The following is a 26,976-nucleotide window of genomic DNA, read 5'->3' on the forward strand; positions in this document are numbered from 1 at the left end:
GTCGGCTCAGTGCGGCGATGTCCCGTCGACGTGCTCGACGAGGTGCGCCCGTGACGGCGCGGGGTCAAACCGGTCGGCGAAATACTGGGTTTCGTGGGTGACCAGCCCGTCGCGGAATTCCATGATGCTCACCACGTAGGATGGCCTGTCGTCATAGGTGAGGATGTACTCGGTGATCCATAGATCGCCGCCGCCGATCATGCGCCGGATCGCGAAGCGCTTCTTGTTCGGCTGGACCGTCCGGCTCTGCTGAATGTTGCGCCGGCCTCGGATCCGCTCGCCGGATTGCGGATAATCGAGCACCGCATCGTCGCGGTAGATGTCATGCTCGCGTTCGAAATCGCTGGCGTCAGAAGCTTCCCAATGGCGTTGCAGCGCCGCGCGTACGGTGTGATCGTCCATCGCAGTCCCTCCGGCTGTGCGTGCATGATCTGACGATTGTGTACGCGCAATTGGCGAGGGGAATGTGGCAGCGGTGATATCAGGAGACGAGCTGCATCCCCATTCACACTCGTCATCGCCCGGCTCGACCGGGCGATCCAGTACGCCGCGGCCTCTCGGCTCAAGCACTGCGGCCTCTGGAATACTGGATCACCCGCTTTCGCTTTCGCGGGTGATGACACTGGGTTGTTTGACGTCTTAATTCGCGCAGTGAAAAGCGGCTCGCGTCGCGCCGGCTTTCACCGCGACGACGAGGTCGCCGCGCTTACTTCACCGCGGAGAAGCGGGTGTCGAACGAGTTGGTCTGCACGACAGGCGCGGAGCCGGCGAGTTGGGTCGACGATGTCGCGGCCGGCGCGGCTGCGGCGGTGTCGGTCGCTTGCGGCTTCGGCGCGGGCCTCGCGGCCTGCTTCGGCTCCGCCTTCGGCGCGACGCGAACCACGGATTGCGGCTTGGCCTCGGCAACCTTCGGCTTGGCCGGTGCGGCGGCAGCCGGAGCTGGCGCGGTCGCCTTGCTGGCGTCGGCGGTGGCGCCGCCGATACCGACCTTGCGGGCAAAGCTCGAGAAGAAGCCTTCCGACTTGTCGGACGCATTCGCTGACGCAACCCGGGTGTTGGCCGGCGGCGCGGTCGAGGCCGTCGTCGCGACCGAGGTCGACGACGTCGTCGCCACCACGGGCTCTTCCTGCCGGACCGCGAGATTGGGCTTCGGAGGATTGACCGTGCCGGGGATCGTGCCCGGCGCGCGCGCCAGCGACATCGATGCCAGCGCCTGGCTGTCGCCGCCTTCGGACAGGCCGGTGTTTCCTTCCGGAATCTTCGAGGCGAAGATCGCGTTCATGCCGCCGTCGATGCCGGTGTTGAGGCGCGCCACCGGCGTGCCCTTGGCGGCCAGCTTGGTCATCTCGGCGTCGTCGCGCTGCTCCTTCTCGCGCACCGCGCTCGCGATCTCCTCGGGGATCACATAGGCCGGGCACTTCGCCGATGCATTGAACACCGGATCGCGCACAGCATCCGCCGGCTTCGCCGCGTCGAACACGTATTTCTTCTCGCAGAAGTCGACCTTCGGCTCCTGCTTCGTCACCTCGAAATGATCATTGCCGACCTTGATCATCTTCCAGAACGGCATGTTCGGATTGTTGCGGTGCTTGGCCATGTTCACCGCCGTCATCCGGAACGGATAGGCCTGGAACTGGAACGCCTTCTGGCCGCCGAAGAAGGATTCGCGGCCGAGCGAGTAGATTTCCGCGATCTGCTCGTCGGTCATCGCGTAGCAGCCGCGCGAGGAGCAGTCGCCATGCACCATCAGCTCCGAGCCGGTGCGGCCGAGCGACTTGTCGAAGGCGTTGGGATAGCCGGTGTTGAACGACAGGTAGTAGGCCGACTGCGGATTCATCTGGCTCGGATTGATCGAGTAGAACCCCTCGGGCGCCTGGCGGTCGCCCTCGCGGACCTTCGGGCCGAGATCGCCCGACCAGCGGCAGATCGGATAGGTCTTGAGCAACGCGAACTGGCCGGAGCGGGTCTGCTTCCAGACCTCGAGCTCGGCCTCCTGCTTGAACAGCCGCACCAGGATCGGCGACTGCAGGTCCATGTCCTTCTCGGCCATGGCGGCGACGAGCTTCGGCGGGACCGGCTGGTTGGCCTTGGCGTTCTGCGCGAGCGAGATCTGGTCGCTGTCACAACCGGCGAGCATGACGCCTGCGGCGAGCACCGCCGAAGTCAGAAGCGCGCGTACGAGCGTGCGATGAGTCAAGTCCGAGCTCCACACCCACCGGGCGATTTTCGCGACCCCAACACGGCGAATATGCCCTGAAGCCATTGTGTAAAATATTAGCCTTCGACCACCCCTGCTCGCAACCTGAACCGGGGCTGACAGCCCTCACGCTAGCAGGCATGGTTCAAGGAACGTTAAAGACCCGGCTCGGGGCCCAATTACGGCGAAATTGGCCGATTTGGTCGAAAAATCGGGCTGTTTGGGCCGCTCAGCCGAGCTTGCGGCCGATGTCGAGGAACTTCTGGCGCCGCTGTTTGCGAATCGCGTCCGGATCAAGATTTCGTAGGTCGTTGAGCGCCTGGGCGATGGCGTCGCCCGTCGTCGTGATCATCGCGGCGGGGTCGCGATGGGCGCCGCCGGAGGGCTCCTTCAGGATCTGGTCGATCACGCCGAAGCGCAGCATGTCCTGGGCGGTGATCTTCATGCTGTTGGCGGCTTCCTGCGCCTTGGTGCCGTCGCGCCACAGGATCGAGGACGCCGCCTCCGGCGAGATCACGCTGTAGATCGCGTGCTCCATCATCAGGACGCGGTTGGCGGTGGTGATGGCGATAGCGCCGCCCGACATGCCTTCGCCGGTGACGATCGCGACATTGGGCACGCCGAGCGACAGGCAGGCGTCGGTTGAGCGCGCGATCGCCTCGGCCTGGCCGCGCTCCTCGGCGCCGATGCCGGGATAGGCGCCGGCGGAATCGACGATCGACAGCACCGGGATGCCGAAGCGGTCAGCCATCTCCATCAGGCGCACCGCCTTGCGGTAGCCTTCGGGGCGCGCCATGCCGAAATTATGCTTGATGCGGCTGTCGGTGGTGGCGCCCTTCTCCTGGCCGACTACGCAGATGCTCTCGCCGCGGAAGCGGCCGAAGCCGCCGATCAGCGCCTCGTCGTCGGCGAATTTGCGGTCGCCGGCCATCGGTGTGAATTCGGTGATCAGGCCGCCGATGAAATCGGTGAAGTGCGGCCGCTGCGGATGCCGCGCCACCAGCGTCTTCTGCCACGGCGTCAGATTGGCATAGAGGTCGGTCAGCGCCTGCGCCGCCTTGTCCTCGATCCGCGCGACCTCGTCGCCGATGTCGCTGCCGCTTGCGGCAAGCGCCCGCAACTCGTCGATCTTGGATTCAAGCTCGGCGACGGGTTTTTCGAAGTCGAGATAGCTGCGCATCGGGTCGGGCATCAACTCAATATAGGGAGGAACGGTGCGAGGGGCGAAGCGGTTTTGGCGGTGTGACGAGAAGTTTTGTAACTTCAATTGGTTAACGCGCATTCGGGCGGAATGCACGCTTCGGATCGCAAGCAGGCCCCGCTCTTTCTGCGGAGACGGTGCGGAAGTCAAGGCGGATCAGGTGGCGGTATCGATGTCCCGACGCGATCAGAATGCGCCGGACTTACTTCTCGGCCAGCGGGTGCAGGTCGCGGACCAGGCTCTTCAGCCGCTCCTCGACCACATGGGTGTAGATCTGGGTGGTCGAGATATCGGTGTGGCCGAGCAGGGTCTGCACGATCCGCAGGTCGGCGCCATTGTGCAGCAGATGGCTGGCAAACGCATGACGCAGCACGTGCGGGGAGACCAGCCGCGGCGCAAGTCCGGAGGCGCTCGCAAGCTCCTTCAGGTCGCGGGCGAAATGCTGCCGGGTCAAATGGCCGCTCTCGCCGGAGGAGGGAAACAGCCATTTCGACGGCGCCGCCTTCTTCGCCTTCGGTGTCATCACCTCCAGCGCCGCGAGGTAATCCGCCATCGCCTGGCGCGAGGCCTCGTTGAGCGGCACCAGCCGCTCCTTGTTGCCCTTGCCGCGCACCACGATCATCCGCGCATCGCGCCGCGCCGCGGACACCGGCAGCGACACCAACTCGGAGACGCGCAGGCCGGTAGCGTAGAGCACCTCGAGCAGGCAATACAGCCGCAGCGCGCGCAGCCGCTGCGCCGGCGAGACGTCGGTCTGGGTCAGCTCCTTGGCGCGGGTCAGCATGCGGTCGACGTCCTGGATCGACAGCACCTTGGGCAGGCTGCGGCCGCGCTTCGGGCCGGACAGGATCGCAGCCGGATCGTCGCCGCGGACCCGCTCGTTGAGCAGGAAACGGTAGAGATGCCGCATCGCCGACAGCCGCCGTGCCACGCTGGTCGACTTGAAGCCCCTGGTGTCGAGGTCGGCGAGGTAGCCGCGCAGCGCCTCGGTGTCGGCGCTGGTGAAATCGGCGCCGGCATGGGCGAGGTAGTCGGAAAAATCGGTGAGGTCGCGCCGGTAGGCGTCGAGCGTGTTGCGGCCTGCGCCCTGTTCCGCGGCGAGCATGTCGAGGAACAACGCGGTCAGTCTGGCGTCGGAGGACTTGATTTGAGGCTTGGCGGGAATCTTGGCTGCTACGGGCATGCCAGAATCATAGCGCCTATTTCTTGAGGAACTTATCCGGCGGGATGGTCACGGTCATTTCCCGCGGTTTCGGCTGCACGTAATTCGCCAGCGCGAAGACGATGCCGTAGCCGATCCCGAAAATCACGGCGACGACCGTCAGGAAGCGGAACAGGCTGGGCATGGAGGCGACTCGGGCGGCGAATTAACCAATGAAATCATCCAACATGTTCCCCGCGCCGTTGCAAGAGTCGCTGGTAACGGTATCGCCGGGGGTAGTATAGGTGGCTCGAATTCTGAACAATTCGTCCCAATATCCGAGCTTTTTGATGTCCGACGCAGCCGTCCCGGCGCCCACCCACCCGACCCTGGAGGCCGATATTGCGGCCGCGCTGGGGACGCGGTCGATCGTGCTGGTCGGCATGATGGGGGCCGGCAAGTCGACCATCGGCCGGCGGATGGCGGCGCGGCTCAAGCTGCCGTTCACCGATGCCGACACCGAGATCGAGACCGCCGCGGGCATGACGATTCCGGAGATCTTCGAGACCCACGGCGAGCCGTATTTTCGCGATGGCGAGGCGCGGGTGATCGCTCGCATCCTCGACAGCGGCCCGATCGTGCTGGCGACCGGCGGCGGCGCCTTCATGCGCGAGGAGACCCGCAACCGGATCCGCGCCCGTGCGGTCTCGATCTGGCTCAAGGCCGACAGTGATATCATCATGCGCCGGGTCCGCCGCCGCGCCGACCGTCCGCTGCTGCACACCCCTGACCCGGAGGCGACCGTCAACCGGCTGCTCAGCGAGCGCGAGCCGCTCTACGGCACCGCCGATCTGACGATCGCCTCCCGCGACGTACCGCACGACCGTATCGTCGACGAATGCCTCGAGGCCCTGCATGCGCATCTGTGCGGCGTGCGTCCGGCCGACGGGCCACCATCTGATGGATTGAACGCGACCTCATGACTGCGCCCCTGAAACATTCCGCCTCCGTTACCCTCGACGTCGCGCTCGGCGACCGCGCCTATGACATCGTCATCGGCCGCGACGTACTGGCCTCGCTCGGCGAACGTGTCGCGGCGCTGCGGCCCGGCGTGCGCACCGCCATCGTCACCGACCGTACCGTCGCCAAGCACTGGCTGGAGCCGACTGAGGCGTCGCTCGCCGCCGCTGGCGTGCCGACGTCGCGGATCGTCGTCGAGGAGGGCGAGGGCTCGAAGAGCTATGCGACGCTGACGCAGGTCAGCGAAGCGCTGATCGCGGCGAAGATCGAGCGCAACGATCTGGTCATCGCGCTCGGCGGCGGCGTGGTCGGCGATCTCGCCGGCTTCGCGGCCGCGATTCTGCGCCGCGGCGTCGATTTCGTGCAGGTGCCGACCTCGCTGCTAGCGCAGGTCGATTCCTCCGTTGGCGGCAAGACCGGCATCAACTCGCCGCAGGGCAAGAACCTGATCGGCGCCTTCCACCAGCCGGTGCTTGTGATCGCCGACACCTCGGTGCTCGACACGCTGTCGCCGCGCCAGTTCCGCGCCGGCTACGCCGAGGTCGCGAAATACGGCATCCTCGGTGACGAGGCGTTCTTCGCCTGGCTCGAGAAGAACCATGCCGACATCTTCGCAGGCGGCGCCGGGCGCGAGCACGCGATCGCTACCTCCTGCCGCGCCAAGGCCGGCGTCGTCTCCCGCGACGAGCGCGAGACCGGCGAGCGCGCGCTGCTCAATCTCGGCCACACCTTCGGCCATGCGCTGGAAGCCGCGACCGGCTTCTCCGACCGCCTGTTCCACGGCGAGGGCGTCTCGGTCGGCATGGTGCTGGCCGCGGAATTCTCCGCGCAGCTCGGCATGATCTCGTCCGACGATGCGACCCGCATCGCGCGTCATCTTTCCGCGGTAGGATTGCCGACGCGCCTGCAGGATATCGCAGGGTTCAAGCAGGAAGGCCTTGCCGATGCCGACGCATTGCTGGCGCTGATGGCGCAGGACAAGAAGGTCAAGCGCGGTAAGCTCACCTTCATCCTGCTCGAGGCGGTCGGCCGCGCCGTGATCGCCAACAATGTCGAGCCGCAGCCGGTGCGCGACTTCCTGCAAGCCAAGCTCAAGGCCTGAAGCCTCGGATCAATAAGCCACGGATCATTTCAGTGGGATGGTTGACCTTCTCGATCGTGCTGCTCTGTCTCCTGATCTCCGCGTTCTTCGCGGCGAGTGAGACGGCGCTGACCGGCGCCTCGCGCGCCAGCATGCTGCGGCTGTCGAAGCAGGGCAACAGCGAGGCCGGCGTGGTCTCAAAGCTGGTCAACATGCGCGAGCGCATGATCGGCGCGCTGCTGCTCGGCAACAACATCGCCAATATCGGCGCCTCGGCGCTGGCGACCGGCGTGTTCACCGCCTGGTTCGGCGATGTCGGCGTGCTCTACGCCACCGCCGTGATGACCGTGATGGTCGTGGTGTTCGCCGAGGTGCTGCCCAAGACCATCGCGATCAACGCGCCCGACCGCATCTCGCTCTTGGTCGCGCGGCCGATGCGGCTGACGATCTTCGTGCTGGGGCCGTTGCTCACCGTCATCGAGACCATCGTGCTGGCGCTGATGAAGCTGCTCGGCATCAAGGTCGGTGCCCATCAGGCGGTGCTGTCGCCGACCGAACGTCTGCGTGGCGCGGTCGATCTGCTGCATCATGAAGGCAAGGTCGAGAAGCAGGACCGCGACATGCTCGGCGGGCTGCTCGACCTCAGCGAGCTTCAGGTCTCCGACGTGATGGTCCATCGCACCGAGATGACCATGGTCAACGCCGACCTGCCGCCGGAAGAACTGGTGCGCGAGGTGCTGGCCAGCGAATACACCCGCATCCCGCTGTGGCGGGAGAAGCCGGAAAACATCGTCGGCGTGCTGCACGCCAAGGATCTGCTGCGGGCGATCCGCGCCAATGAGGGCGACATGTCGGCGATCGATGCCTCGGCGATCGCGCTGCCGCCCTGGTTCGTGCCGGAAATGCGTCCGGTCTCCGAGCAGCTGAAGGCGTTCCGCCGCCGCAAGACCCACTTCGCCCTCGTGGTCGATGAGTATGGCGAGGTCGAAGGCATGGTGACGCTGGAGGACATTCTGGAGGAGATCGTCGGCGACATCTCCGACGAGCATGACGTCGTCGTCGCCGGTGTCCGTGCCCAGCCGGACGGCTCGGTCGTGGTCGATGGCTCGGTGCCGATCCGCGACCTCAACCGCGCGATGGACTGGCGGCTGCCGGACGAGGAGGCGACCACGGTTGCCGGCCTCGTGATCCACGAGGCGCGCTCGATCCCGGAGCGCGGCCAGAGCTTCACCTTCCACGGCTTCCGCTTCCGCGTGCTCCGCCGCGAGCGCAACCGCATCACCGCGCTGCGCATCGTGGCTGTCCCGCGCGAGGCCGCCGAACTCGACGAGAAGAAGCCGAAGCGGGCGGGAACGGCGTTCTGAGGCGACGCGAATGACGCCCATGCTATCACCGTCACCCTGAGGAGCCGCGAAGCGGCGTCTCGAAGGGTCGACGGGCACGAGCGGTGGCCGTGCATCCTTCGAGGCTCGCTCTGCTCGCACCTCAGGATGACGGGGCTGGCAGTCTGCCGGAAGTTACTCGATATCGATCGAGATGCCCGACAGCTTCCACGCGCCGTCGGAGGGGATGAAGCCGAGCTGATACTTCACCTGCTTGGGCGTGGTGTCGAAATGGCCCTTCAGCCGCAACACGCCCTTGTCGTCGATCTTGGCATCCTCATCGAGCACGATCGGCTTGGCGACCACCGCATCGAACACCGCGTGCTTGTCGACCAGGTCCTTGAAGATGGTCTTCAGCTTGTCGGGCGGAAACTGGTCGCGGAACGGCTTTGAGATCTTGGCGTGGAACACGGTGAAATTGTTCGCGGCCACCGCGTCGTTGAGCGAGACCAGGATGCTCTTGATCAGCACCTCCTGGACGAACGGGCTCGGCATATCCAGCGCCGAGGCCGGGCGCATCGCGCAGATCAGGAGCAGGCCGGCGGCGGTGACAATCGACCGAAAACGTGGCCAGCAAGGGATCATCAATGGCCCCATATCAAGCGGCGATGCCATCCGTAGTTCTCACGTATGGAGCAGGTCCATCGCCGGAGGTACTATCCTCATAACGGAAAACCGCTGCTTCGTCTTGAGCCAAGCAGGCCCTAGCGCGGCTTTTCCCCGGGGCCGTGGGCATGGATCGCCAGCGCATGCACCGAGCCAGCGAGTTCCTGCGCCAGCGTCGCATTTATCATGCGATGGCGTTCGATCCGGCTCTTCCCTTCGAAGGCCGGAGACACAATATATACCCTGAAATGCGTCTCCCCGCCTGGCCGGTGGCCGGCGTGGCCCTCATGCAGATGTGACTCATCGACCACGTCGAGGCTTTCGGGCAAGAAAGCTTCACGCAACTTGTTTATGATAGCGTCTTTGGTGCTCATGGCGGCGGAGTTAGTTTCGCGACGGCTTTTCGTCAATGGTACAAGCGGGAAACGAGGTCTGCGCAATGTCAAGACTTGAAGATTTGTGCATTGCGTAGTCAAAGAGAACATGCCGATCGATTCATCAAAATTCTTCGACTCCATTCGCATCAAGCCGACCAAGGTGAGTGCGAAGCGCCAGGCGCAGGCCGGCGAGCAGGCTGTGACCTGCGAGTGGGCGGGTTGCCAGAACAAGGGCGCGCATCGCGCCCCGAAGGGCCGTGAGAATTCGCGCGAGTACTGGCACTTCTGTCTCGATCACGTCCGCGAGTACAACCAGTCCTACAATTTCTTCCAGGGCATGAATCCCGACGACGTCGCGCGCTACCAGAAGGATGCGCTGACCGGCCACCGCCCGACCTGGAAGATGGGCGCCAACAACGGCAAGAAGGAGAGCGGTCTCGATGCCGCCTCCGATCCGTTCCACGTGTTCTCCGAGCTCAACGGCCGCGGCCGCTGGCGCCCCGGACCGGGTGGCGCGGAGCCCAAGCCCGAGACCCGCAAGGTGATGAACGCCGAGCGCAAGGCGCTGATGGTGATGGGCCTCGGCGCCGAGGCGACGCTGGAAGACGTCAAGTCGAAATACAAGGCGCTGGTCAAGCAGCACCATCCCGACGCCAATGGCGGCGACCGCTCCACCGAGGATCGCCTGATCGAGATCATCAAGGCGTATAACTATCTCAAGACCGTGGTGCGCGAGGCCTGAGCTCTCGCCGTCGCCCCTGCGAACGCAGCGGCCCATAACCACCGGCCGGTATTGTCTGCGCAAGATGTCTGCCCGACTGCCCCATTGATGGGCCGCGGCGTATGGGTCCCTGCTTTCGCAGGGACGACAGCGGAGTTTGTGGCTCCGCCGTTGGATGTTTCCCGCTGTCTCAGTCCTTCGGCACTGCTCCGACATAGGACGAACTCGGACGGATCAACCGTCCGGTGCGGCGCTGCTCGAGTGCGTGCGCGGTCCAGCCGGCGACACGGGCCACTGCGAAGATCGGCGTGAACGCCTGCCGCGGGATCTTGAGCCCGTCGAGCAGGATCGCGGTGAAGAACTCGACATTGGTCTCGAGCGGCCGCTCCGGATTCTTCTTCCGCAGCGCCTCGCGGATATAGGCTTCGACCTCGCCGGCAAACGGCAGGTCGGCACCGCTGGCCTCCAGGCGCTCGATCGCGACCTTCAGCACGTCGGCGCGCGGGTCGCGCACGCGATAGACGCGATGGCCGAAGCCCATCAGCCGCTCGCCGTGCGCCAGCGCCCCGTCGACCCAGGGCTTGATCCGCTCGCGGCTGCCGATCGCATCCAGCATCTCCAGCACCGGCTCCGGCGCGCCGCCATGCAGCGGGCCGGTCAGCGCGCAATAGCCGCCGGTGATGGCCGCGAACAGATCGGCCTGGGTCGAGGCGATCACCCGCGTGGTGAAGGTCGACGCATTCATGCCGTGATCGCAGACCGTGACGAGATAGGCGTCGAGGGCTGCGACCTCGCGCGGCGCGGCCCTGCGGCCCAGCAGCATGTGCAGCGTGTCGGCGGCGTGGCTGACATTCGGATCGGGCGCGATCGGCGCATGTCCCTTGGCTTGCTGTACCAACGCCCCCGCGACCACCGGGAAGGCGCCGACAATGGTCGCCTCGTGCTCCAGCCCGTTCTCGCCGCGGAGGCCCGCGATCGCGGCCCGGAAGCCGTCGACGATCGACATGCCGCGCGTTGGCGGCAGCAGGTCCGGCAGCCGCGCGAAGGCGCGCTCACGGGCAGCGCCGAGGCTGGCGCGGACATTGGCCTCGCTCAGCGACTTGCCGGTGGCGCCGTTCCACAGCCGCGCCGTGACGCCCTCGAAGCTCGACTTGCCGGCGAGGTTGGCGACGTGCTCGCCGGCGATGATCAACTCGCCGCGCTCGCCGTCGACATGGCTCAACACGGTCTCGGCGGCGGGAACGCCGTCCAGACCGATCTGGCTCTTGGTGAGAATCATATTCATGGCCCGATCTCCTTGCTTCACCCCTTCAAGGTCAGGCCTCTCGACGAGTTGATCAATCTTGATTATATAAATCAATATGAAAAAATCCGTCGAGCTTTATCTCTCCGCCCGCGAAGCCGCAGCCGAGCTCGCGATCTCGCCGGCGACCCTCTACGCCTATGTCAGCCGCGGCCTGATCCGCTCCGAGCCGTCGCCGGATTCGCGCAGCCACCGCTACCGCGCCGAGGACATCCGGGGATTGAAGGAGCGCCGGGTGCCGTCGCCGGAGCCGCGCGGCTTCCGCAATTTCGATGCCGATTTGCCGGTGATGGATTCGGCGATTGCAACCATCACTGAGCAGGGCCCGATCTATCGCGGTGTGAACTGCGTCGATCTCGCCGAGCGCGACACGCTGGAGCACACCGCGACGCTGCTGTGGGACGTCACCGACGTCGACCCGTTCGCGCCGGACAATTGCCCGCACGTCTCGGATGAGATGCGTGCGATTGCGGACGCCGCGCGCCGTGCCCAGCCGATCGACCGCACGGTTGCGGTGTTCGCGCTGGCGGCAAGTGCCGATCCCGGCGCCTTCACCCGCGCGCCCGACGGCCGCGCCATGGTCGGCGGCCGCATCCTGCGGCTATTGGTTGCGACCATGCTCAACGCGGTGCCGTCGGCCGCGCCGCTGCATGAGCAGGTGGCGCGGGTCTGGACACCAGATAACAAGCACGCGCCGGATCTTATTCGCCGCGCGCTGGTGCTGCTCGCCGATCATGAGCTGAATGCGTCCACCTTCACCGCGCGCTGCGCGGCATCGACCGGCCTCAATCTGTACGACGCTGTCATCGCGGGGCTCGTCGCGCTGAAGGGGCCGATGCATGGCGGCGCCGGCGTGCTCGCTTCGCGCCTCGTCAGGACGATGATCGACAATGACGTCGCGCCCGTGGTGCGCGAGCGGGTCGCGCTCGGCGAGCGCTTCGCCGGCTTCGGCCACGGCGTCTACAAGAAGGGCGATCCGCGCGCGATCTCGCTGCTCGAGGCCCTGACGCGAGCCGGTGCGCCGCGCAAATTCACCAGGGAAGTGCCGGAGCGGATCGCGGAAGCGACCGGCGAATTCGTCAATATCGATTACGCGCTGGCGGTGCTGGTGCATGCGCTGCGGATGCCCGCCGGCAGTGAGCTCGCGCTGTTCGCGATGGCCCGCAGCGTCGGATGGATCGCGCATGCCAGCGAGCAGCTGCAACTCGGCAAGCTGATCAGGCCTCGCGCACGTTACGTCGGGCCGGCACCCGGGCGGGCGGGCACGACCAACAGTATCTAGCTATTTCGTGGGCTTTGCTGTCTCGATCAGACCGCCGCCATGGCGGCGGCGGATGGTCCAGACGGCGAGTGCCAGGATCACGGCGGCGCCCGCGACCGCGAACATCCAGAGATGCTTGCCGACATGTTCATGATGCGGCAGGCCGGCATAGTCGTGCAGCGCGGTGACCGCGAGCACGCCGGGCAGCACATGCGCCGGCGCCCAGAGCAGGATGGCGGGGATGTTGACCGCGTAGAAGCGGACCGGCGGCATGTCGAGCGCGCCGGCCGTGATCGGCACGAAGGCGCGGATCGGCGGCACGAAGCGGGCGAAGAACACCGCGAGCACGCCCCAGCGGTTGAAGAAGGCCTCGCTCTGCGCCACCACGCGCGGATAGTTGGAGAGCGGCCAGGCTGACAGGATCTCGCGCTGGCTGCGGTAGCCGATCATGAAGGCGGTGCCGTCGCCGAGCATCGCGCCGGCGGCCGCGGCGGCCAGCACCGGCCACAGCTTCAATTCGCCGCCCGGCACCAGCGCGCTCAGCGCCAGGATGATGGTCGAGCCCGGGACCAGGGAGCCGACCACCGGCACCGCTTCCAGCAGGGCAGCCAGGAACAGCGTCAGATAAGCGAGCCAGGCGTGAGCCGAAACGAAGGCGATCAATGGGTCGAGGAGTGAAGTCACAAAATTCCCATCTGGCGGTGATATCGCCTTGAGAGCTAACAACTCCTCGCCGGGCTGAAAAGTGCCCGGCCGGGCCGGCCGCCGTGGCGCTGCGGCGAAAGTACGGCGGGATTTGCAGGGCAGCCTTCCAAAAACCGGGTTTCGCCCCTATCTTTATGATACACCAACGGAACTTTGATTTGCCCGCGGGCTTCTGCCGGCCGTTGCTCTCTGCTAGGCTTTGCGAAGCACCCCATCCGTAGCCAAATGACCTACAATCTGGTTTCGGGAATGCCCGGGACCTCGGAGGATGAATGACGACCGCCGTCCAGACCAAAGAGCAAGAACCCGTCGGCTTGCCCGACATGAAGGTTTCGGTTCGGCAGGTCTTCGGGATCGATAGCGATCTGGAAGTTCCCGCCTATTCCGAAGTCGATCCGCATGTGCCGGAAGTCGACAGCGACTATCGCTTCGATCGCGCCACCACGCTCGCGATCCTCGCCGGCTTCGCCAAGAACCGCCGCGTGATGGTCACCGGATATCACGGCACCGGCAAGTCGACCCACATCGAGCAGGTTGCGGCCCGCCTCAACTGGCCCTGCGTGCGCGTCAACCTCGACAGCCACATCAGCCGTATCGATCTCGTCGGCAAGGACGCCATTGTGGTCAAGGAAGGCAAGCAGGTCACCGAATTCCGTGACGGCATCCTGCCTTGGGCATTGCAGCACAACATCGCGCTGGTGTTCGACGAATACGACGCCGGCCGCCCGGACGTGATGTTCGTGATCCAGCGCGTGCTGGAAGTCTCCGGCCGCCTGACGCTGCTCGACCAGAACAAGGTGATTAAGCCGCATCCGGCGTTCCGCCTGTTCTCGACCGCCAACACGGTCGGCCTCGGCGACACCTCGGGCCTCTATCACGGCACCCAGCAGATCAACCAGGGCCAGATGGACCGCTGGTCGATCGTCACCACGCTGAACTACCTCGCCCACGACGAGGAAGTGGAGATCGTGCTGGCCAAGGCGCGCCACTACCGCACGCAGGAAGGCCGCGACATCGTCAACAAGATGGTGCGGCTGGCGGATCTCACCCGCAACGCATTCGCCAATGGCGATCTGTCGACGGTGATGAGCCCGCGCACGGTGATCACCTGGGCCGAGAACTCGGACATCTTCAACGACATCGGCTTCGCGTTCCGCGTCACCTTCCTCAACAAGTGTGACGAGCTGGAGCGGCCGCTGGTCGCCGAGTTCTACCAGCGCTGCTTCAACGTCGAGCTGCCGGAATCCTCGGTCAACGTGGCGCTCAGCTAGTCCATGCCGAAAATCTCCGTCGAGCGCACAGTCACACAGACGAAGAAGGCGGTGCTCGGCGGATTGCTCCGCTACAACAACGGGAAGATGGGGAAGCAGAAGTACAAGCGCTTCGCCATCTCGCTGCGGCAAGGCGACGAGATCGTCGGCGGTATCGTCGGCGAGGTCTGGACCGCAGTGTTGTTCATCCAGCTGTTCTGGATGGAGCAGAAGTTTCGCAACAAGGGCTTTGGCGCCAAGCTGATCAAGGCGATCGAAGACGAGGCGCGGCGCTTCGGAGCGACGCGAGCCTATCTGGATACGATGAGCTTCCAGGCGCCGGGCTTCTACCGCGCCAATGGATACAAAGAGTTCGGTTCGATTGAGGGGTATCCCGGCGGCGTCACGCGTCACTGGTTTACGAAATCGCTATGACAACCTCCAACATCAAATTCCGTCCCGGATCAAAGGAAGCGCCGACCGAGCCGTTCAAGCGCTCGGTGTCGGCGTGCCTGAAGGCGATCGCCAAGAAGCCGGAGCTTGAGATCTCTTTCGCCGCCGAGCGTCCCGGGCTCGCGCCCGGCAAGGCGCGGCTGCCGGAGCCGGCGCGCAAGATGACCAAGCGCGATGCGGCGATCGTGCGCGGCCACGCCGATTCGATCGCGCTCAAGATCGCCTGTCACGATCCCAAGGTGCATCGCAAGCTGATGCCGGGCAATCCGCAGGCGCGCGGCGTGTTCGAGGCGGTCGAGCAGGCGCGCGTCGAGGCGATCGGCTCGCGCCGGATGTCGGGCGTCGCCAAGAACCTCACCGCGATGCTCGACGATCACTTCCATCGCGGCAAGTATGACGAGATCACCGATCGCGCCGATGCGCCGCTGTCGGACGCGCTGGCGATGCTGGTGCGCGAGCGTCTCACCGGCATGGCGCCGCCCGCGGCCGCCAAGAAGATGGTCGATCTCTGGCGTCCGACGCTGGAGGACAAGATCGGCTCGCGGCTCGACCAGCTCAGCCGCTTCACCGAGGACCAGGCGCGGTTCGGCGACCTCGTCCATGATCTGCTGACGGCGCTCGATCTCGGCGACGACCGCAACATGGATTCCGACGATGACGAGGATCAGGACGAGAACCAGGACGGCGAGAGCGATCAGTCCGGTGCCGAGGGTTCGCCCGATTCCGACGCCGCGCAGGAGATGAGCGCCGACCAGGCCCAGACCACTGCGGAAGAGATGAGCGAAAGCGCGATGGAAAGCGCGCAGGCCTCGACATCGGACACGTTCGACGACGGCGAGCTCGGCGACGACGAGACGCCGGGCGAGGCGACGCGGCCGAATTCGCGCGGCCAGAACGAGCCGCGCGGTCCGGAATATCACGCGTTCGCGCCGAAGTTCGACGAGGTGATTGCCGCCGAAGACCTCTGCGATCATGACGAGCTGGAGCGGCTGCGCTCCTATCTCGACAAGCAGCTGGCGCATCTGCAGGGCATCGTGGCGCGGCTCGCCAACCGCCTGCAGCGCCGGCTGATGGCGCAGCAGAACCGCGCCTGGGATTTCGATCTCGAGGAAGGCATCCTCGATCCGGCGCGGCTGTCCCGCGTCGTCACCGATCCCTATCATCCGCTGTCCTTCATGCATGAGAAGGAAGCGACCTTCCGCGACACCGTGGTGACGCTGCTGCTCGACAATTCCGGTTCGATGCGCGGCCGTCCGATCACGGTCGCGGCCACCTGCGCCGACATCCTGGCGCGCACGCTGGAGCGTTGCGGCGTCAAGGTCGAGATCCTCGGCTTCACCACCCGCGCCTGGAAGGGCGGGCAGTCGCGCGAGTCCTGGCTTGCCGCCGGCAAGCCGGCCAATCCGGGCCGCCTCAACGATCTCAGGCACATCATCTACAAGTCGGCGGATGCGCCGTGGCGTCGGGCGCGGAAGAATCTCGGCCTGATGATGCGCGAGGGCCTCCTGAAGGAGAACATCGACGGCGAGGCGCTCGACTGGGCGCACAAGCGCCTGCTCGCGCGTCCCGAGCAGCGCCGCATCCTGATGATGATCTCCGACGGCGCGCCGGTCGACGACTCCACGCTGTCGGTCAATCCCGGCAATTATCTCGAGCGGCATCTGCGCCACATCATCGACGAGATCGAGACCCGCTCGCCGGTCGAGCTGATCGCGATCGGCATCGGCCATGACGTCACGCGCTACTATCGCCGCGCCGTCACCATCGTGGATGCCGAAGAGCTCGGCGGCGCCATCACCGAAAAGCTCGCCGAGCTGTTCAGCGAGACCCACGGCTCGGCGCCTGCGCAGGGCACCCGTCGCCGCCTCCACTCGTGAGACATGCGCTCACCTTTTAGCCGCCGCCATTTGCTGCAAAGTATGGCGGCGGGGCTGTCGGCCGCCGCGTTGCCGCGTCTCGTGCTGGCGCAGGGCGCGACCCAACCGCCGCCGACGCCGAGACCGGCCGCCAGGCCGAGCCCTTACCGTGTCGATGAGCCGGTTTCGATCGAGGTCAACGCACGGCCGCTGCCGTCGTTCGACATTCGCGATCGGGCGCGCACGCGGTTCGGCTCGCTGGAATATCGCAGCGGCCTCATTCTGACCTCGTCGTTTTCCGGCTTCGGCGGCCTCTCCGCGCTGCGGCTCGATGCCAGGGGCGAGCGCTTCATCGCGGTCAGCGACCAGGGTAGCTGGTTCACCGGCCGCATCGTCTACCGCGGCCGCCAGATGGCCGGGCTCGACGATGTCGAGGCAGCGCCGCTGCTCGGCGCCGACGGCAGGCCGATCACCTCGACCCGCGGCTGGTACGATTCGGAATCGCTCGCGCTCGACGGCTCGTTCGCCTATGTCGGGCTCGAGCGGGTCAACCAGGTGCTGCGCTACGATTTCGCCAAGGGCTTTACCCGCGCGCGCGGCGAGGTGATTGCGCTGCCGCCGGCGGCGCGCAAGCTTCCCAACAACAAGGGGCTGGAGGCGCTGGTCTTCGTGCCCAAGGGCTTGCCGCTTGCCGGCACGCTGATCGCGTTCTCCGAGCGCGGGCTCGATGGCAACGGCAATCTGATTGCCTTCCTGGTCGGCGGCAAGACGACGGGTCAGTTCAGCGTCCGCCGCACCGAGAATTTCGACATCAGTGATGGGGTGCTGTTGCCGTCGGGCGATCTCTTGATCCTGGAGCGGAAATTCTCCTGGATCGGCGGCGTCGGCATCCGTATCCGCCGCCTCGCGCTGTCCGACATCGCACCCGGCGCCATCGTCGATGGCCCTGCGATCTTCAACGCCGATCTCGGCAACGAGATCGACAACATGGAAGGCATCGACGCCCATGTCACGGCCGAAGGCGAGACGGTGCTGACCATGATCTCCGACGACAATTTCTCCCTGATCCAGCGCAATCTGCTGCTGCAATTCACGCTGATGGCGTGAGGCTTCTCTTCACCCTCCCCTGGAGGGGGAGGGTCGGGCTCACATGGAGCGCAGCGGAATGTGAGCCGGGGTGGGGTGATCTCTCAACACGGACAGTTATCGAGTGGAGGGACCGTCACCCCACCCCGTATCGCATCTTGCTGCGCGCGATGCGATACGATCCAAGAGCGAGCTCCGCTCGTCTCGACCCCTCCAGGGGAGGGTGAACGGACGCCGTATCCGCATTGCTGATCTGCATCCGGGCTGGTCCGCCGTGCCTGCCGTTGGTGATCGCGGCCGCGGTCTCTATCTTATCGTGGCCCTTTCCCCGATCCCGGATACCCCGCATGAGCACCCTGTTTTCCCCGATCGAACTGCGCGACCTGAAGCTCTCCAATCGCATCATGGTCTCGCCGATGTGCCAGTATTCGGCCGTCGACGGCTCGGCCACTGATTGGCACTTCACCCACATCAACATGCTGGCGCTGTCGGGTGCCGCGATGTTCTGCATCGAGGCCACCCATGTCGAGGATATCGGGCGGATCACGCCGGGCTGTCTCGGCCTTTACAGCGATGCCAATGAGGCGGCGCTGAAGCCGATCCTGGCCTCGGTGCGCAAGCATTCGAAGGCGGCGGTCGCGATGCAGCTCGCCCATGCCGGCCGCAAGGCGTCGAGCCAGCGTCCCTGGGAGGGCGGGCAGCTGATCCCGATTTCCGAGGGCGGCTGGCAGACGGTTGCACCATCGGCGGTGCCGCACAAGGAAAGCGAGACCGCGCCGGTGGCGCTCGATGATTCCGGCCTGAAGCGCATTCGCGAGGCCTTTGTTGCGTCGGCGAAGCGCGCCGAGCGGCTCGGCATCGACGCGCTCGAGCTGCACGGTGCCCACGGCTATCTGCTGCACCAGTTCCTGTCGCCGATCGCCAACAAGCGCACCGATCGCTACGGCGGCTCGCTGGAAAACCGGATGCGCTTCCCGCTGGAGGTGTTCGACGCGGTGCGCGCCGTATTCCCGGATCACAAGCCGATCGGCATGCGGGTATCGGCGACCGACTGGGTCGAGGGCGCCTGGGACCTCGCGCAGACCATCGAGTTTGCCAGGGAGCTGAAGAAGCGCGGTGTCGACTGGATGGACGTCTCCTCCGGCGGCGTGTCGCCGCTGCAGAAGATCCCGCTCGGGCCGGGCTACCAGGTGCCGGCGGCGCAGGCGGTCAAGGAGGCGACCGGCGTCACCACGATGGCGGTCGGCCTGATCACCGAAGCGAAGCAGGCCGAAGAGATCGTCACATCGGGGAAGGCCGATATGATCGCGCTCGCCCGCGGCATGCTCTACGACCCGCGCTGGGGCTGGCACGCGGCCGCCGAGCTCGGCGGCGAGGTAAGCGCGCCGCCGCAATATTGGCGCTCGCAGCCCTCGACGCAGAAGGCGCTGTTCGGCAAGACCACGTTCGGCGCGCGCTGACGGCGCGTCCCTCCCTTGGGGTCAATGCATGGCGGGCCCGAACCAGCGCGTCAGCGCGGCTTCGAGTCCCGTCGTGTCGGTGTCCTCGGCCGCCCAGGCGATGCAGGCATCCGGACGGATCAGCAGCGAGGGGCCGCCACGTCGCGGCACGCATCGGACAAACATCTCCCAGCGCGCTGCGATCGCTGACGCAGCGCCGCCCGTTGCATCGATGAGCACGGCCCTGCCGTCCTCCATCTGATCGAACAGGGTCGTTTTCGTGTCGCCGTCGCCGAGCGCGACATTGCCGGCGAGCCGGCCGACCAAGGGATGATCGCTGCCGAGATCGTAACGGATCCTGAGACCACTGATCATCTCGCCGAAATAGCGGGTGCCCTCGTCGAGGCTCATCAGATCAGCGACGATGTCGCGCAACGCGTCGGTCATGACGTCAGGCCGCATCAACGCGACCTGGGCGCGGGTGTTGGCGAGCACCCTTGCCGCGATCGGATGCCGCTCCTCGGTGTAGCTGTCGAGCAGGCTTTCGGGCATGCGGTCGCAGACGACTGCCGCAAGCTTCCAGCCGAGATTGACCGCATCGAGCAGGCCGAGATTGAGGCCTTGTCCGCCGAACGGCGAGTGCACATGCGCCGCGTCGCCCGCCAGCAGCACGCGGCCCTTGCGATAGGAAGCGGCCTGTCGCGCATTGTCGGTGAAGCGCGTGGCGGTCTTCACCGCGGTGACGCTGATATCGACGCCGCTGATCCGGCGCAGGGTGGTCTCGATCTCCTCGCGCGTCACGGGCGCGCTGCGATCGGCCGGCGGTCCGTCGAATTCGGCGAGGAACACCCGGCCGGGAATCGGTCCATACGCCATCATGCCGACCGGTGTGCGCCGCCAGCCGACCGGGAGCAGACGATCGGGATGATCGAGGTCGACGATGGCCTGGTGTCCGGTGAGGGTTGGGTCGGTGCCGGGGAAGTCGAAGCCCGCGCGCTTGCGCACGGTGCTGCGTCCGCCGTCGCAGCCGACGAGATAGGCTGAGTGCAGCTCGGCATCGCCCGACGCGGCCTTCGCCCGCACGATGACGCAGTCCCCGGTATCCTCGAAATCGATCAGTTCGCAGCCGCGCCTGATCTCGATGCCGAGGGCATGGGCGCGCTCGCCGAGCATTTTTTCCAGGGCTTGCTGGTTGACACCGCGCAACCGCCGGTCCGGCTCGCGCTGCCGCGTCTGGTCGATCAGGAAAATGCCGGAGAAATGACCGCCGAATTTCTTGAACGGCAGTTCGCTCGCGCCGTCCGCGCCCTTCATGAGCCTGGACATGCTGTCCGCCATGCTGCGTTCGACCGCACCCATCGCCTCGCTGAGGCCGCGCCGCTCCAGTGCTTCGCCTGCGAGTGCGCCGATCGCGCCGGCCTTGATGGTCTGGTCGGGCTCCGACAGCCGCTCGATCACGACCGCGTCGGCGCCGCCCAAGGTCAGTTCGATCGCCAGCAGCAATCCGGTCGGCCCGGCGCCGACCACAATCACATCCGTTCGCTCACGCGTCACGCCGTCACCATAAACTTGTACTCAGTATAATATTTAGTATGGTACAAATTTCTCCATGTCAAATCAGGGTGGATTGCGGGAGCGGAAGAAGGAGGCGACGCGGCAGGCGATCTCGGATGTCGCGACCGAGCTGTTCCTGGCGCGCGGCTTCGACAATGTGTCGGTGGCCGAAGTCGCCGAGGCCGCCGAGGTCTCCCGCATGACGGTGTTCAATTACTTTCCGCGCAAGGAAGACCTGTTCTTCGATCGTGAAGAGGAAAGCCGCCAGATGCTGCGGGCGGCCTTTGCCGAACGTCCGGCCGGCGAGGCGCCGTTGATGACGCTGCGCAGGCTGGTGCACAGCCTGGCGGATCGCGCGCATCCGTTCGCGAAGTTCACCGATGGGACGGCGAAGTTCTGGCGCACCGTCGCCGAGAGCCCGGCGCTCTCGGCGCGGGCGCGCGAGATGCGTGACGAGCTGGTCGAAGATCTCGCGACCGCGCTGGCGGGCGCGCTCAAGCGGCCGCTCGCCGATGCCGATGCCCGGCTCACGGCCGCGATGGTGATCACGGCGCTGACCGTCGCCTATGCGGAAGGGCTGCGCGAGCACAAGGCGCGCCGGCCGGGCGCGGCGTCCCGCGCGGCGTTCCTGCAAATCATGGAGCGAAGCTTTTCCGGCATCGCGGCCATGCTGAAGGGGACGCCCTACGCGTAAGTCCCGGCCGGGTCATAGGCGACAAAGCCATTGTTCTGCCGCGGCCAGGGCAGTTACTCTCCGAAGCGCGTGCGCAAGATACGCATCGAAACAAAGAGAGGAAACCCATGGAACTCGGATACTTCGCGATGCCGTCGCATCCGCCGGAGTGCGGATTGAAAGAGGGCCACGACTGGGACCTACAGGTGCTGCGCTGGCTCGACGAGCTCGGCTATCAGGAAGCCTGGATCGGCGAGCACCACACTGCGCCCTGGGAGCCGCATCCGTCGCCCGATCTGTTGGTGGCGCAGGCGCTGCTGCAGACCAAGAACATCCGCATCGGGCCCGGCGGCTTCCTGCTGCCGTATCATCATCCCGCCGAACTCGCCAACCGCGTCGCGATGCTCGATCACATCTCGAACGGCCGGTTGAACTTCGGCGTTGCGGCCTCGGGCCTGCCGAGCGACTGGGCAATGTTCAACGTCGACGGCATGTCCGGGCAAAACCGCGACATGACCCGCGAGGCGCTCGAGATCATCCTGAAGATGTGGACCGAGCCGGGTCCTTGGACCCACAAGGGCAAGTTCTGGACGGTGAGCAAGCCGGACACCATGTTCGATTTCCTCAAGCCCCACATCAAGCCGCAGCAAGCGCCGCACCCGCCGATCGGCGTCGCGGGCCTGTCGAAGAATTCGGACACTTTGAAGCTCGCCGGCGAGCGCGGCTTCATCCCGATGAGCCTCAACCTCAACCCCGCTTATGTCGGCAGTCACTGGGACTCGGTGGAGGCAGGCGCCGCCAAGACCGGCCGCAAGCCGAGCCGCAAGGACTGGCGGATGGTGCGTGAGGTGTTCGTCGCCGACACCGATGAAGAGGCGTGGAAGCTCTCCACCGGCGACATGATGGGCCGGATGATGGGCGAGTATTTCCTGCCGCTGCTCGGTCACTTTGGTTTCAAGGATTATCTGAAGGCCTCGCCCGACGTGCCTGACAGCGACGTCACGGTGGAGTATTGCGCCCGCAACAACTGGATCGTGGGCTCGCCGGCGACCGTCACCGAGAAGATCGAGAAGATCTATCAGGAGGTCGGCGGCTTCGGCGTGCTCTTGGTGTTCGGCTTCGACTACAAGCACAAGCCCGAGGCCTGGCACAATTCGCTGCGGCTCCTGAAGCAGGAGGTGCTGCCGCGGCTGAAGCATCTCGACGCATCGGTCGGCCGCGCTGCGTAGGTTGAAGAGGGTGAGGAAGAATACGGGGCGGCGGAAACGCTGCCCCGTATTTTTATGTCGTGACGGATAACCGGCGTCAGGTGGTACCGAGCCAGAACCGCGTTTCGGTTTGCGCCCAGCCCTTGCCGATGCGGCTGCTCAGCCAGCTGTCGCTGCGCTTCAGGCCCTTGTCCTTCTGGCCTTCCGGCGTGTTGCGCCAGGCCTGCCAGCGATACTGGCCGTAGATGCTGACGATGCGCGCGGCGTAGGTCAGTGCCAGCTGCGAATCGCCCCTGATGATGACGAGGTTGTCGTCGTTCTTGGTGCTGGCACGGTCGGAGAAATTGTGCGAGCCGGTCATGACCACCGGGTTCTTGCCGGCCGGATCCAGCACGATCACCTTGCTGTGCACGGCGATCATGAACTTTCCGGTGTTCTTGATCTCGTGCTGCCACCAGTCGGCGGTCTTGTCGATGCCGGCGGGCCGGATCACGTCGGCGATCTGCTTGCCCTTGAAGACCTGCTGCTGGCCATCACCCGCGAGCAACTGCAGCTGATCCTTCGGACTGTCCTTGCCCTGCGCCGGGAAATTGTTGAGCACCCCGCGCACATAGAGCTTCTTGTCCTGCGCCTTCTCCAGGATCGGGCCGAGCAGGCCCTTGTTGCCGGGATTGAGCATCAGGCACACCGCGCCATGCTCGGCATCCTCGATCATCTTGGTGGCCTCCTTGAGGTCACCGCTCTTGGTGGTCGGCGTGAACCAGACGCTGACGTTCGACTGGCCGATGGTGAACGGCCATTCGTGATCGCCGGCCACGGCCAGCGCCTTGGGCGACTTGCTGCCGTCGGCGTAGATCGCCTTCCAGTGATCGTGATAGGCCGCCGCGATCTTATCGTCGGTGATCTCCAGCCCATTGTTGTTCTGGGTGCAGAGACCGGTTCGGGTCCAGTTGGTGCTGCCGGTCCAGACCACCTTGGGCTTGTCGGCGCCGTCGCAGAACACCGCGAACTTGTTGTGGGCGTAGCGGCTCGGCGCGATCTTGCGGCGGACGATATCGACGCCCGCCTTCTTCAGCACGCCGGCGTTGTTCTCGGTGTCCTTTGCGGTGGCGTCGGACTTGCCGGTGCTGTTGCCGAGCACGACGTGGGCCTTGCCCTTCATGGCGGTCAGCGCCGCGATCAGTTCGGGATCGTTGAGCTCGTACAGCGCGAGATAGACGTCGTGCTTGCTCTTCCTGGCATCGGCCAGCAGCGCGAGCAGGCGGGCGCCGAGCTCGCCCATGAGGAAATTGCGGATCTTGTTGCCCTTGGTCGAGATCGCCTTCTCAAGCGCCTGGGAGGCCTTGGGCGCGCTGCCGATCGCGCGCGACAGCCATTGCGCCGAGATCGTGCCGCGGTTGAACCATGGCTTCAGCGGGCCCGACGGCGTGGCGGAGACATAGTCGCTCCACTCCGATGGGGCGCTGGCCGCGGGCTTCACCTTGGTGGCGCCGTCCATCAGAACCGGGACCACCCCATAGCGGACCGGCGCGTCGGTCGGCGCCAGGAAATCGGTCCAGTTGGTCTTCTGCACCGGCCATTCGGTGCTCGGCCGATGATCGCCGGCCTTGTGGCCCTGGACCTGATCCTCGAAGCCGACCCAGGTGTCGACGACGGTGGCGGCCTTGCCCTGCTGCTGGCGATAGAGCGCAAAACCAAGGCAGTTCGGAATCATCGCCGAGACTTCCCAGACCACGAAGATGCCGTCGGTGGTCGGGAATGCTTGAATCCTGGAAATCATCGTGATGTCTCCGAATCGCTCATGAGAAATATCCGGTCGATATGAAGCTGGCGCGTCAGCCCCTCAGGCGATCCGTGACGTCGTGACGGATCGTTCCGGGTGTCCGGCGGGCCGTCTAGCAACGGGAGTATGTCAGATAACTTACAACCGGGATTATCGGCTGGATCACAGATCGATGCCGCGGCGGGCTTCGGTCCGGCCGCTGTCCCGGGAGGAGGCGGGATGGGCTGCCTACATCAATCGCACCGTGATCTTCGCCTTGCCCTTGTGATCGCCGTAGAACCATTTGGTGATCCAGGGCAGGCCGATCACCGCCTGGTTGACGTAGAGGAAGATCTCGCCGCTGCGGTCGGCGGTGAACCGCGCCTTGTAGACCTGCGGGTCGGTGTTGGGCGTCGGCAGCGGATCGAGGAAATACTCGTCGACTCCGGTTTCGCCGACCCGCGCGATCAGCCTGAACCATGGCCGGAACAGGACCCGCCGCAGGAAGATCGTGGCGTATCCGCGCCAGCGCGTCGCGGCCTCGATGGTCGAGGTCCGGTATCCGATCGGCGTCACCGCGCGTCCGGCATCCTCCCAGGGCTCCGACATCGTGATTGCGATCTCGTACTTGAATCCGGTGCGGACCTTGAGGCCGGTCGGCGCGCAGATCGCGCTGGTATCGAAATCGGCCGCATCCTGCGGGATGCCCTTGTCGACGGCGACAAGCTTGTCGGCCGCCGTCCCCTTGCAGAAGGCGCCCACCGAATCCTCGGCATTGAACACGAAATGGCTGAGCAGCGTCGCACCGTACCAGACCATCACGGCCGTCAGCAGGAACGGCACGACGTGCCGTTTCCCGACATTGAGGATCCACTGATAGATCGCGCTGGTGCGGAATCGATAGATCGCATCGTGCACGACCCCGGACAGCGGCTTCGGATTGGCGCGGTCACGCCAGATGATGCGCATCCGGTCGCTGATCGTGGCGCTGAGCGAACTGCCCACGGCCATCAGTGCGAACACGGCAATGATGCCGCCGGCAAACCATTCCGGGTTGCCGGCATACCAGTCGGTCCACCAATGAAACGAATCGGGCAGGAACGACTGAATGAAGCGCACCAGCTCCGAAACCATCCTGATCCAGGAGCTGAACTCGTGCTCCTTGTGCTGATTGTGGAATAGCCAGAACGCCGCCAGATGAAGCGATGCCGCCAGCGTGGCAAAGTAGGCGATCCGCCGCATCCAGACGAAATTCCACAGCTTCTCCTGGGCGGCATAGCGCACCGGCGCCCCCGCCGGCGTCTCGAATGTCGTCTCGCCGAGCGGCGTGATCTGCCCGTTTCGGGAGACGACCACATAATTCGACGGCAGCCCGATCGGGGCATAGGCATTGGCGCCGCTATCGATCCGCTCGAACACGCTCTCGTGGATCTTCGGCGTCGGCACGCTGACGCCGGCATAGGGATCGTTGCAGAGGTCGGCGACCTTGCGTGGACCGTACCGGTAGTAGGAGCCGAGGCCCGCCCGCGAATCGTAGAGCCGGCCATCCTTGTCCTCGGAGGACCTGATCACCTTGATCGCATCAGGGTCGGCCGCCGGCGAGCTCTTGAACACCAGTCCGCGCTTGACGGCTTCGTCGACCAGCCAGGCCAGTGGCACGAACGCGACCGCATCGTCCGGATAGCCGCCGCCGACATTGGCATGCATGCCGACGAACCACACCTGGACGAGGCGCTCGCCATCGATGGTGTTCGGCACGGCCGGGGCCGGCTGTCCCGGCTCCTGCTCGGTCCAGAGCACCGGATGAAACGTCGTGCGCTCGTCGTCGAGCGCCAGCGCATGCCGTGCGCACCTGACCTTCGGGCTGAGAATCCGGTTCGGCAATTCAAGCGGCCACACCCAGTTCGAGATGCCGCGCGTCATCTCGTCGATCGGCAGGCCGTAGGCGGCGACGGTGTCCCAGATGCCGATGAACTCGATCGCAGGCACCGGCTTCCGCGCGATCCTTGCATAGGACTTGTTGCCCGTCAGGCGGTCCAGCACCGGCACGAGGATGTAGTCGCGCAGCGCGCGGAACAGCACCTCGATGCGCCAGATCGAGTGGTAGCCTGCGGCCCGGTACGCGCGGTAGGCCTTCACCGCGCCATCGTGCAGCTCGGATTCAGTGTCCGCGACGATCAGTCCCTGATCGAGAATGAGCGCGGCCAACGTGCGCACGGTGAATGCGCCACGGCTGAATCCGAACAGGTAGATCTTCGAATCATTCTCGTGATCGTAGTTTCGGCAGATGAACTTGTAGGCGTCGAGGATGTTGCGCTTCAGACCGTAGCCGAACGCACCGCCGAGCAGCGCAAGCGGGACGAAAGACGACGTGCCGACGCCGTCATCATACTTGGCGGCCTGGCTGTTGCCCTGCAAATCGAGCGACTGGAATATCCGCCAGACATTGGTGCGCCAGACGCTGGAGGCGGCATTGCCGGTGCCATCGGACAGAATGATGATCTTTGGGCTCGGCATCGAGAGACGCTCGCTGACATGGATAAAGCGGCTGGCGCAGCGTAGCAGCCGCCAGATCGGTTGCTACCTTGGATCGATCTTTAACGACTTCGTGTCGCGATGGGTGTGAACTGGCGCACAAAGGCGTCAGGTGGTCGCGGCCATGTGAGAGGTGATGACTTTCGCGTTGCTGCGAAAAGGCCT

24 protein-coding genes are annotated in these 26,976 nt (G+C 65.4%); 12 read left to right on the plus strand and 12 right to left on the minus strand.

Annotated features, from left to right (window positions below; translation table 11 throughout):
• Positions 1 to 6: 6 nt before the first annotated feature.
• From BI327_RS25495 to BI327_RS25515, 5 genes are all read right to left on the minus strand, one after another.
• The gene (locus BI327_RS25495; RefSeq protein ID WP_076864019.1) at positions 7 to 402 is read right to left on the minus strand and encodes a nuclear transport factor 2 family protein; all 396 of its coding nucleotides are present in this window, start codon (positions 400 to 402) and stop codon (positions 7 to 9) included.
• Positions 403 to 706: 304 nt separating this feature from the next.
• Positions 707 to 2,197, minus strand: coding sequence for a L,D-transpeptidase family protein (locus BI327_RS25500; RefSeq protein WP_076864020.1), 1,491 nt, complete (start codon positions 2,195 to 2,197; stop codon positions 707 to 709).
• Positions 2,198 to 2,426: 229 nt separating this feature from the next.
• A complete protein-coding gene (locus tag BI327_RS25505) occupies positions 2,427 to 3,389 on the minus strand; it encodes an acetyl-CoA carboxylase carboxyltransferase subunit alpha (protein WP_076864021.1) in 963 nt (320 codons plus the stop codon).
• A gap of 211 nt (positions 3,390 to 3,600) precedes the next feature.
• Positions 3,601 to 4,581 (minus strand): site-specific tyrosine recombinase XerD, encoded by a 981-nt coding sequence (gene xerD / locus BI327_RS25510; RefSeq protein ID WP_076864022.1) that lies wholly within the window; start codon positions 4,579 to 4,581, stop codon positions 3,601 to 3,603.
• 16 nt (positions 4,582 to 4,597) lie between these two features.
• Positions 4,598 to 4,744: a histidine kinase gene (locus BI327_RS25515; protein WP_076864023.1), complete on the minus strand. Its 147-nt coding sequence runs from the start codon at positions 4,742 to 4,744 to the stop codon at positions 4,598 to 4,600.
• A 145-nt stretch (positions 4,745 to 4,889) separates the two neighbouring features.
• Between BI327_RS25515 and BI327_RS25520 the strand changes: the two genes are divergently transcribed.
• Genes BI327_RS25520 through BI327_RS25530 form a run of 3 tightly spaced genes read left to right on the plus strand, consistent with a single transcriptional unit; the run spans position 4,890 to position 8,004 of the window.
• Positions 4,890 to 5,522, plus strand: a complete 633-nt coding sequence (locus BI327_RS25520) for a shikimate kinase (protein WP_076864024.1) — start codon at positions 4,890 to 4,892, stop codon at positions 5,520 to 5,522.
• Positions 5,519 to 6,661, plus strand: coding sequence for a 3-dehydroquinate synthase (gene aroB / locus BI327_RS25525; protein ID WP_076864025.1), 1,143 nt, complete (start codon positions 5,519 to 5,521; stop codon positions 6,659 to 6,661). Before BI327_RS25520 ends, aroB begins: the two co-directional genes overlap by 4 nt.
• Before the next feature lie 32 nt (positions 6,662 to 6,693).
• Positions 6,694 to 8,004, plus strand: coding sequence for an HlyC/CorC family transporter (locus BI327_RS25530; protein ID WP_076864026.1), 1,311 nt, complete (start codon positions 6,694 to 6,696; stop codon positions 8,002 to 8,004).
• Between the two features lie 153 nt (positions 8,005 to 8,157).
• Here BI327_RS25530 and BI327_RS25535 read toward each other — a convergent pair whose 3' ends face one another.
• Positions 8,158 to 8,637 (minus strand): hypothetical protein, encoded by a 480-nt coding sequence (locus BI327_RS25535; protein WP_245334927.1) that lies wholly within the window; start codon positions 8,635 to 8,637, stop codon positions 8,158 to 8,160.
• Positions 8,638 to 8,726: 89 nt separating this feature from the next.
• A complete protein-coding gene (locus BI327_RS25540; RefSeq protein ID WP_028338206.1) occupies positions 8,727 to 9,002 on the minus strand; it encodes a BolA family protein in 276 nt (91 codons plus the stop codon).
• Positions 9,003 to 9,111: 109 nt separating this feature from the next.
• Here BI327_RS25540 and BI327_RS25545 point away from each other — a divergent pair, with 109 nt between their 5' ends.
• Positions 9,112 to 9,747 (plus strand): J domain-containing protein, encoded by a 636-nt coding sequence (locus BI327_RS25545; RefSeq protein WP_076864027.1) that lies wholly within the window; start codon positions 9,112 to 9,114, stop codon positions 9,745 to 9,747.
• A 169-nt stretch (positions 9,748 to 9,916) separates the two neighbouring features.
• On the opposite strand, the gene BI327_RS25550 is transcribed toward BI327_RS25545, so the two are convergent.
• Positions 9,917 to 11,011, minus strand: coding sequence for a citrate synthase/methylcitrate synthase (locus BI327_RS25550; protein WP_076864028.1), 1,095 nt, complete (start codon positions 11,009 to 11,011; stop codon positions 9,917 to 9,919).
• Positions 11,012 to 11,087: 76 nt separating this feature from the next.
• Here BI327_RS25550 and BI327_RS25555 point away from each other — a divergent pair, with 76 nt between their 5' ends.
• A complete protein-coding gene (locus BI327_RS25555) occupies positions 11,088 to 12,311 on the plus strand; it encodes a citrate/2-methylcitrate synthase (RefSeq protein WP_076864029.1) in 1,224 nt (407 codons plus the stop codon).
• Here BI327_RS25555 and BI327_RS25560 read toward each other — a convergent pair whose 3' ends face one another.
• A complete protein-coding gene (locus tag BI327_RS25560) occupies positions 12,312 to 12,974 on the minus strand; it encodes a DedA family protein (RefSeq protein WP_076864030.1) in 663 nt (220 codons plus the stop codon).
• Between the two features lie 293 nt (positions 12,975 to 13,267).
• On the opposite strand from BI327_RS25560, the gene cobS reads away from it, so the two are divergent.
• The 5 genes from cobS (at position 13,268) to BI327_RS25590 (ending at position 19,100) form a co-directional block, all read left to right on the plus strand.
• Entirely contained in the window at positions 13,268 to 14,266 is a 999-nt protein-coding gene (gene cobS / locus BI327_RS25565) for a cobaltochelatase subunit CobS (protein WP_076864031.1), read from the plus strand.
• Positions 14,267 to 14,269: 3 nt separating this feature from the next.
• A complete protein-coding gene (locus BI327_RS25570; RefSeq protein WP_076864032.1) occupies positions 14,270 to 14,680 on the plus strand; it encodes a GNAT family N-acetyltransferase in 411 nt (136 codons plus the stop codon).
• Positions 14,677 to 16,575, plus strand: coding sequence for a cobaltochelatase subunit CobT (gene cobT / locus BI327_RS25575; protein ID WP_076864033.1), 1,899 nt, complete (start codon positions 14,677 to 14,679; stop codon positions 16,573 to 16,575). Before BI327_RS25570 ends, cobT begins: the two co-directional genes overlap by 4 nt.
• 3 nt (positions 16,576 to 16,578) lie before the next feature.
• The gene (locus BI327_RS25580) at positions 16,579 to 17,661 is read left to right on the plus strand and encodes an esterase-like activity of phytase family protein (protein ID WP_076864034.1); all 1,083 of its coding nucleotides are present in this window, start codon (positions 16,579 to 16,581) and stop codon (positions 17,659 to 17,661) included.
• A 326-nt stretch (positions 17,662 to 17,987) separates the two neighbouring features.
• Complete coding sequence (locus BI327_RS25590) at positions 17,988 to 19,100, plus strand: NADH:flavin oxidoreductase/NADH oxidase (protein WP_076864036.1); 1,113 nt, start codon at positions 17,988 to 17,990, stop codon at positions 19,098 to 19,100.
• 21 nt (positions 19,101 to 19,121) lie between these two features.
• Here BI327_RS25590 and BI327_RS25595 read toward each other — a convergent pair whose 3' ends face one another.
• Positions 19,122 to 20,633, minus strand: coding sequence for an FAD-dependent monooxygenase (locus tag BI327_RS25595; RefSeq protein WP_210191228.1), 1,512 nt, complete (start codon positions 20,631 to 20,633; stop codon positions 19,122 to 19,124).
• 55 nt (positions 20,634 to 20,688) lie between these two features.
• Between BI327_RS25595 and BI327_RS25600 the strand changes: the two genes are divergently transcribed.
• Together BI327_RS25600 and BI327_RS25605 are read left to right on the plus strand one after the other, a co-directional pair.
• On the plus strand, positions 20,689 to 21,327 hold the full coding sequence (locus BI327_RS25600) for a TetR/AcrR family transcriptional regulator (RefSeq protein ID WP_076864038.1): 639 nt from the start codon (positions 20,689 to 20,691) through the stop codon (positions 21,325 to 21,327).
• A 107-nt stretch (positions 21,328 to 21,434) separates the two neighbouring features.
• Positions 21,435 to 22,535, plus strand: coding sequence for an LLM class flavin-dependent oxidoreductase (locus BI327_RS25605; protein ID WP_076864039.1), 1,101 nt, complete (start codon positions 21,435 to 21,437; stop codon positions 22,533 to 22,535).
• 76 nt (positions 22,536 to 22,611) lie between these two features.
• Here the strand turns inward: BI327_RS25605 and BI327_RS25610 are convergent, their stop codons facing one another.
• A complete protein-coding gene (locus BI327_RS25610) occupies positions 22,612 to 24,294 on the minus strand; it encodes a phospholipase D-like domain-containing protein (protein WP_076864040.1) in 1,683 nt (560 codons plus the stop codon).
• Between the two features lie 231 nt (positions 24,295 to 24,525).
• Positions 24,526 to 26,793 (minus strand): DUF2235 domain-containing protein, encoded by a 2,268-nt coding sequence (locus BI327_RS25615; RefSeq protein ID WP_076864041.1) that lies wholly within the window; start codon positions 26,791 to 26,793, stop codon positions 24,526 to 24,528.
• Positions 26,794 to 26,976 lie beyond the last annotated feature (183 nt).

This window comes from Bradyrhizobium mercantei (assembly GCF_001982635.1).
In the GTDB taxonomy this organism is placed as follows: Bacteria; Pseudomonadota; Alphaproteobacteria; order Rhizobiales; family Xanthobacteraceae; genus Bradyrhizobium; species Bradyrhizobium mercantei.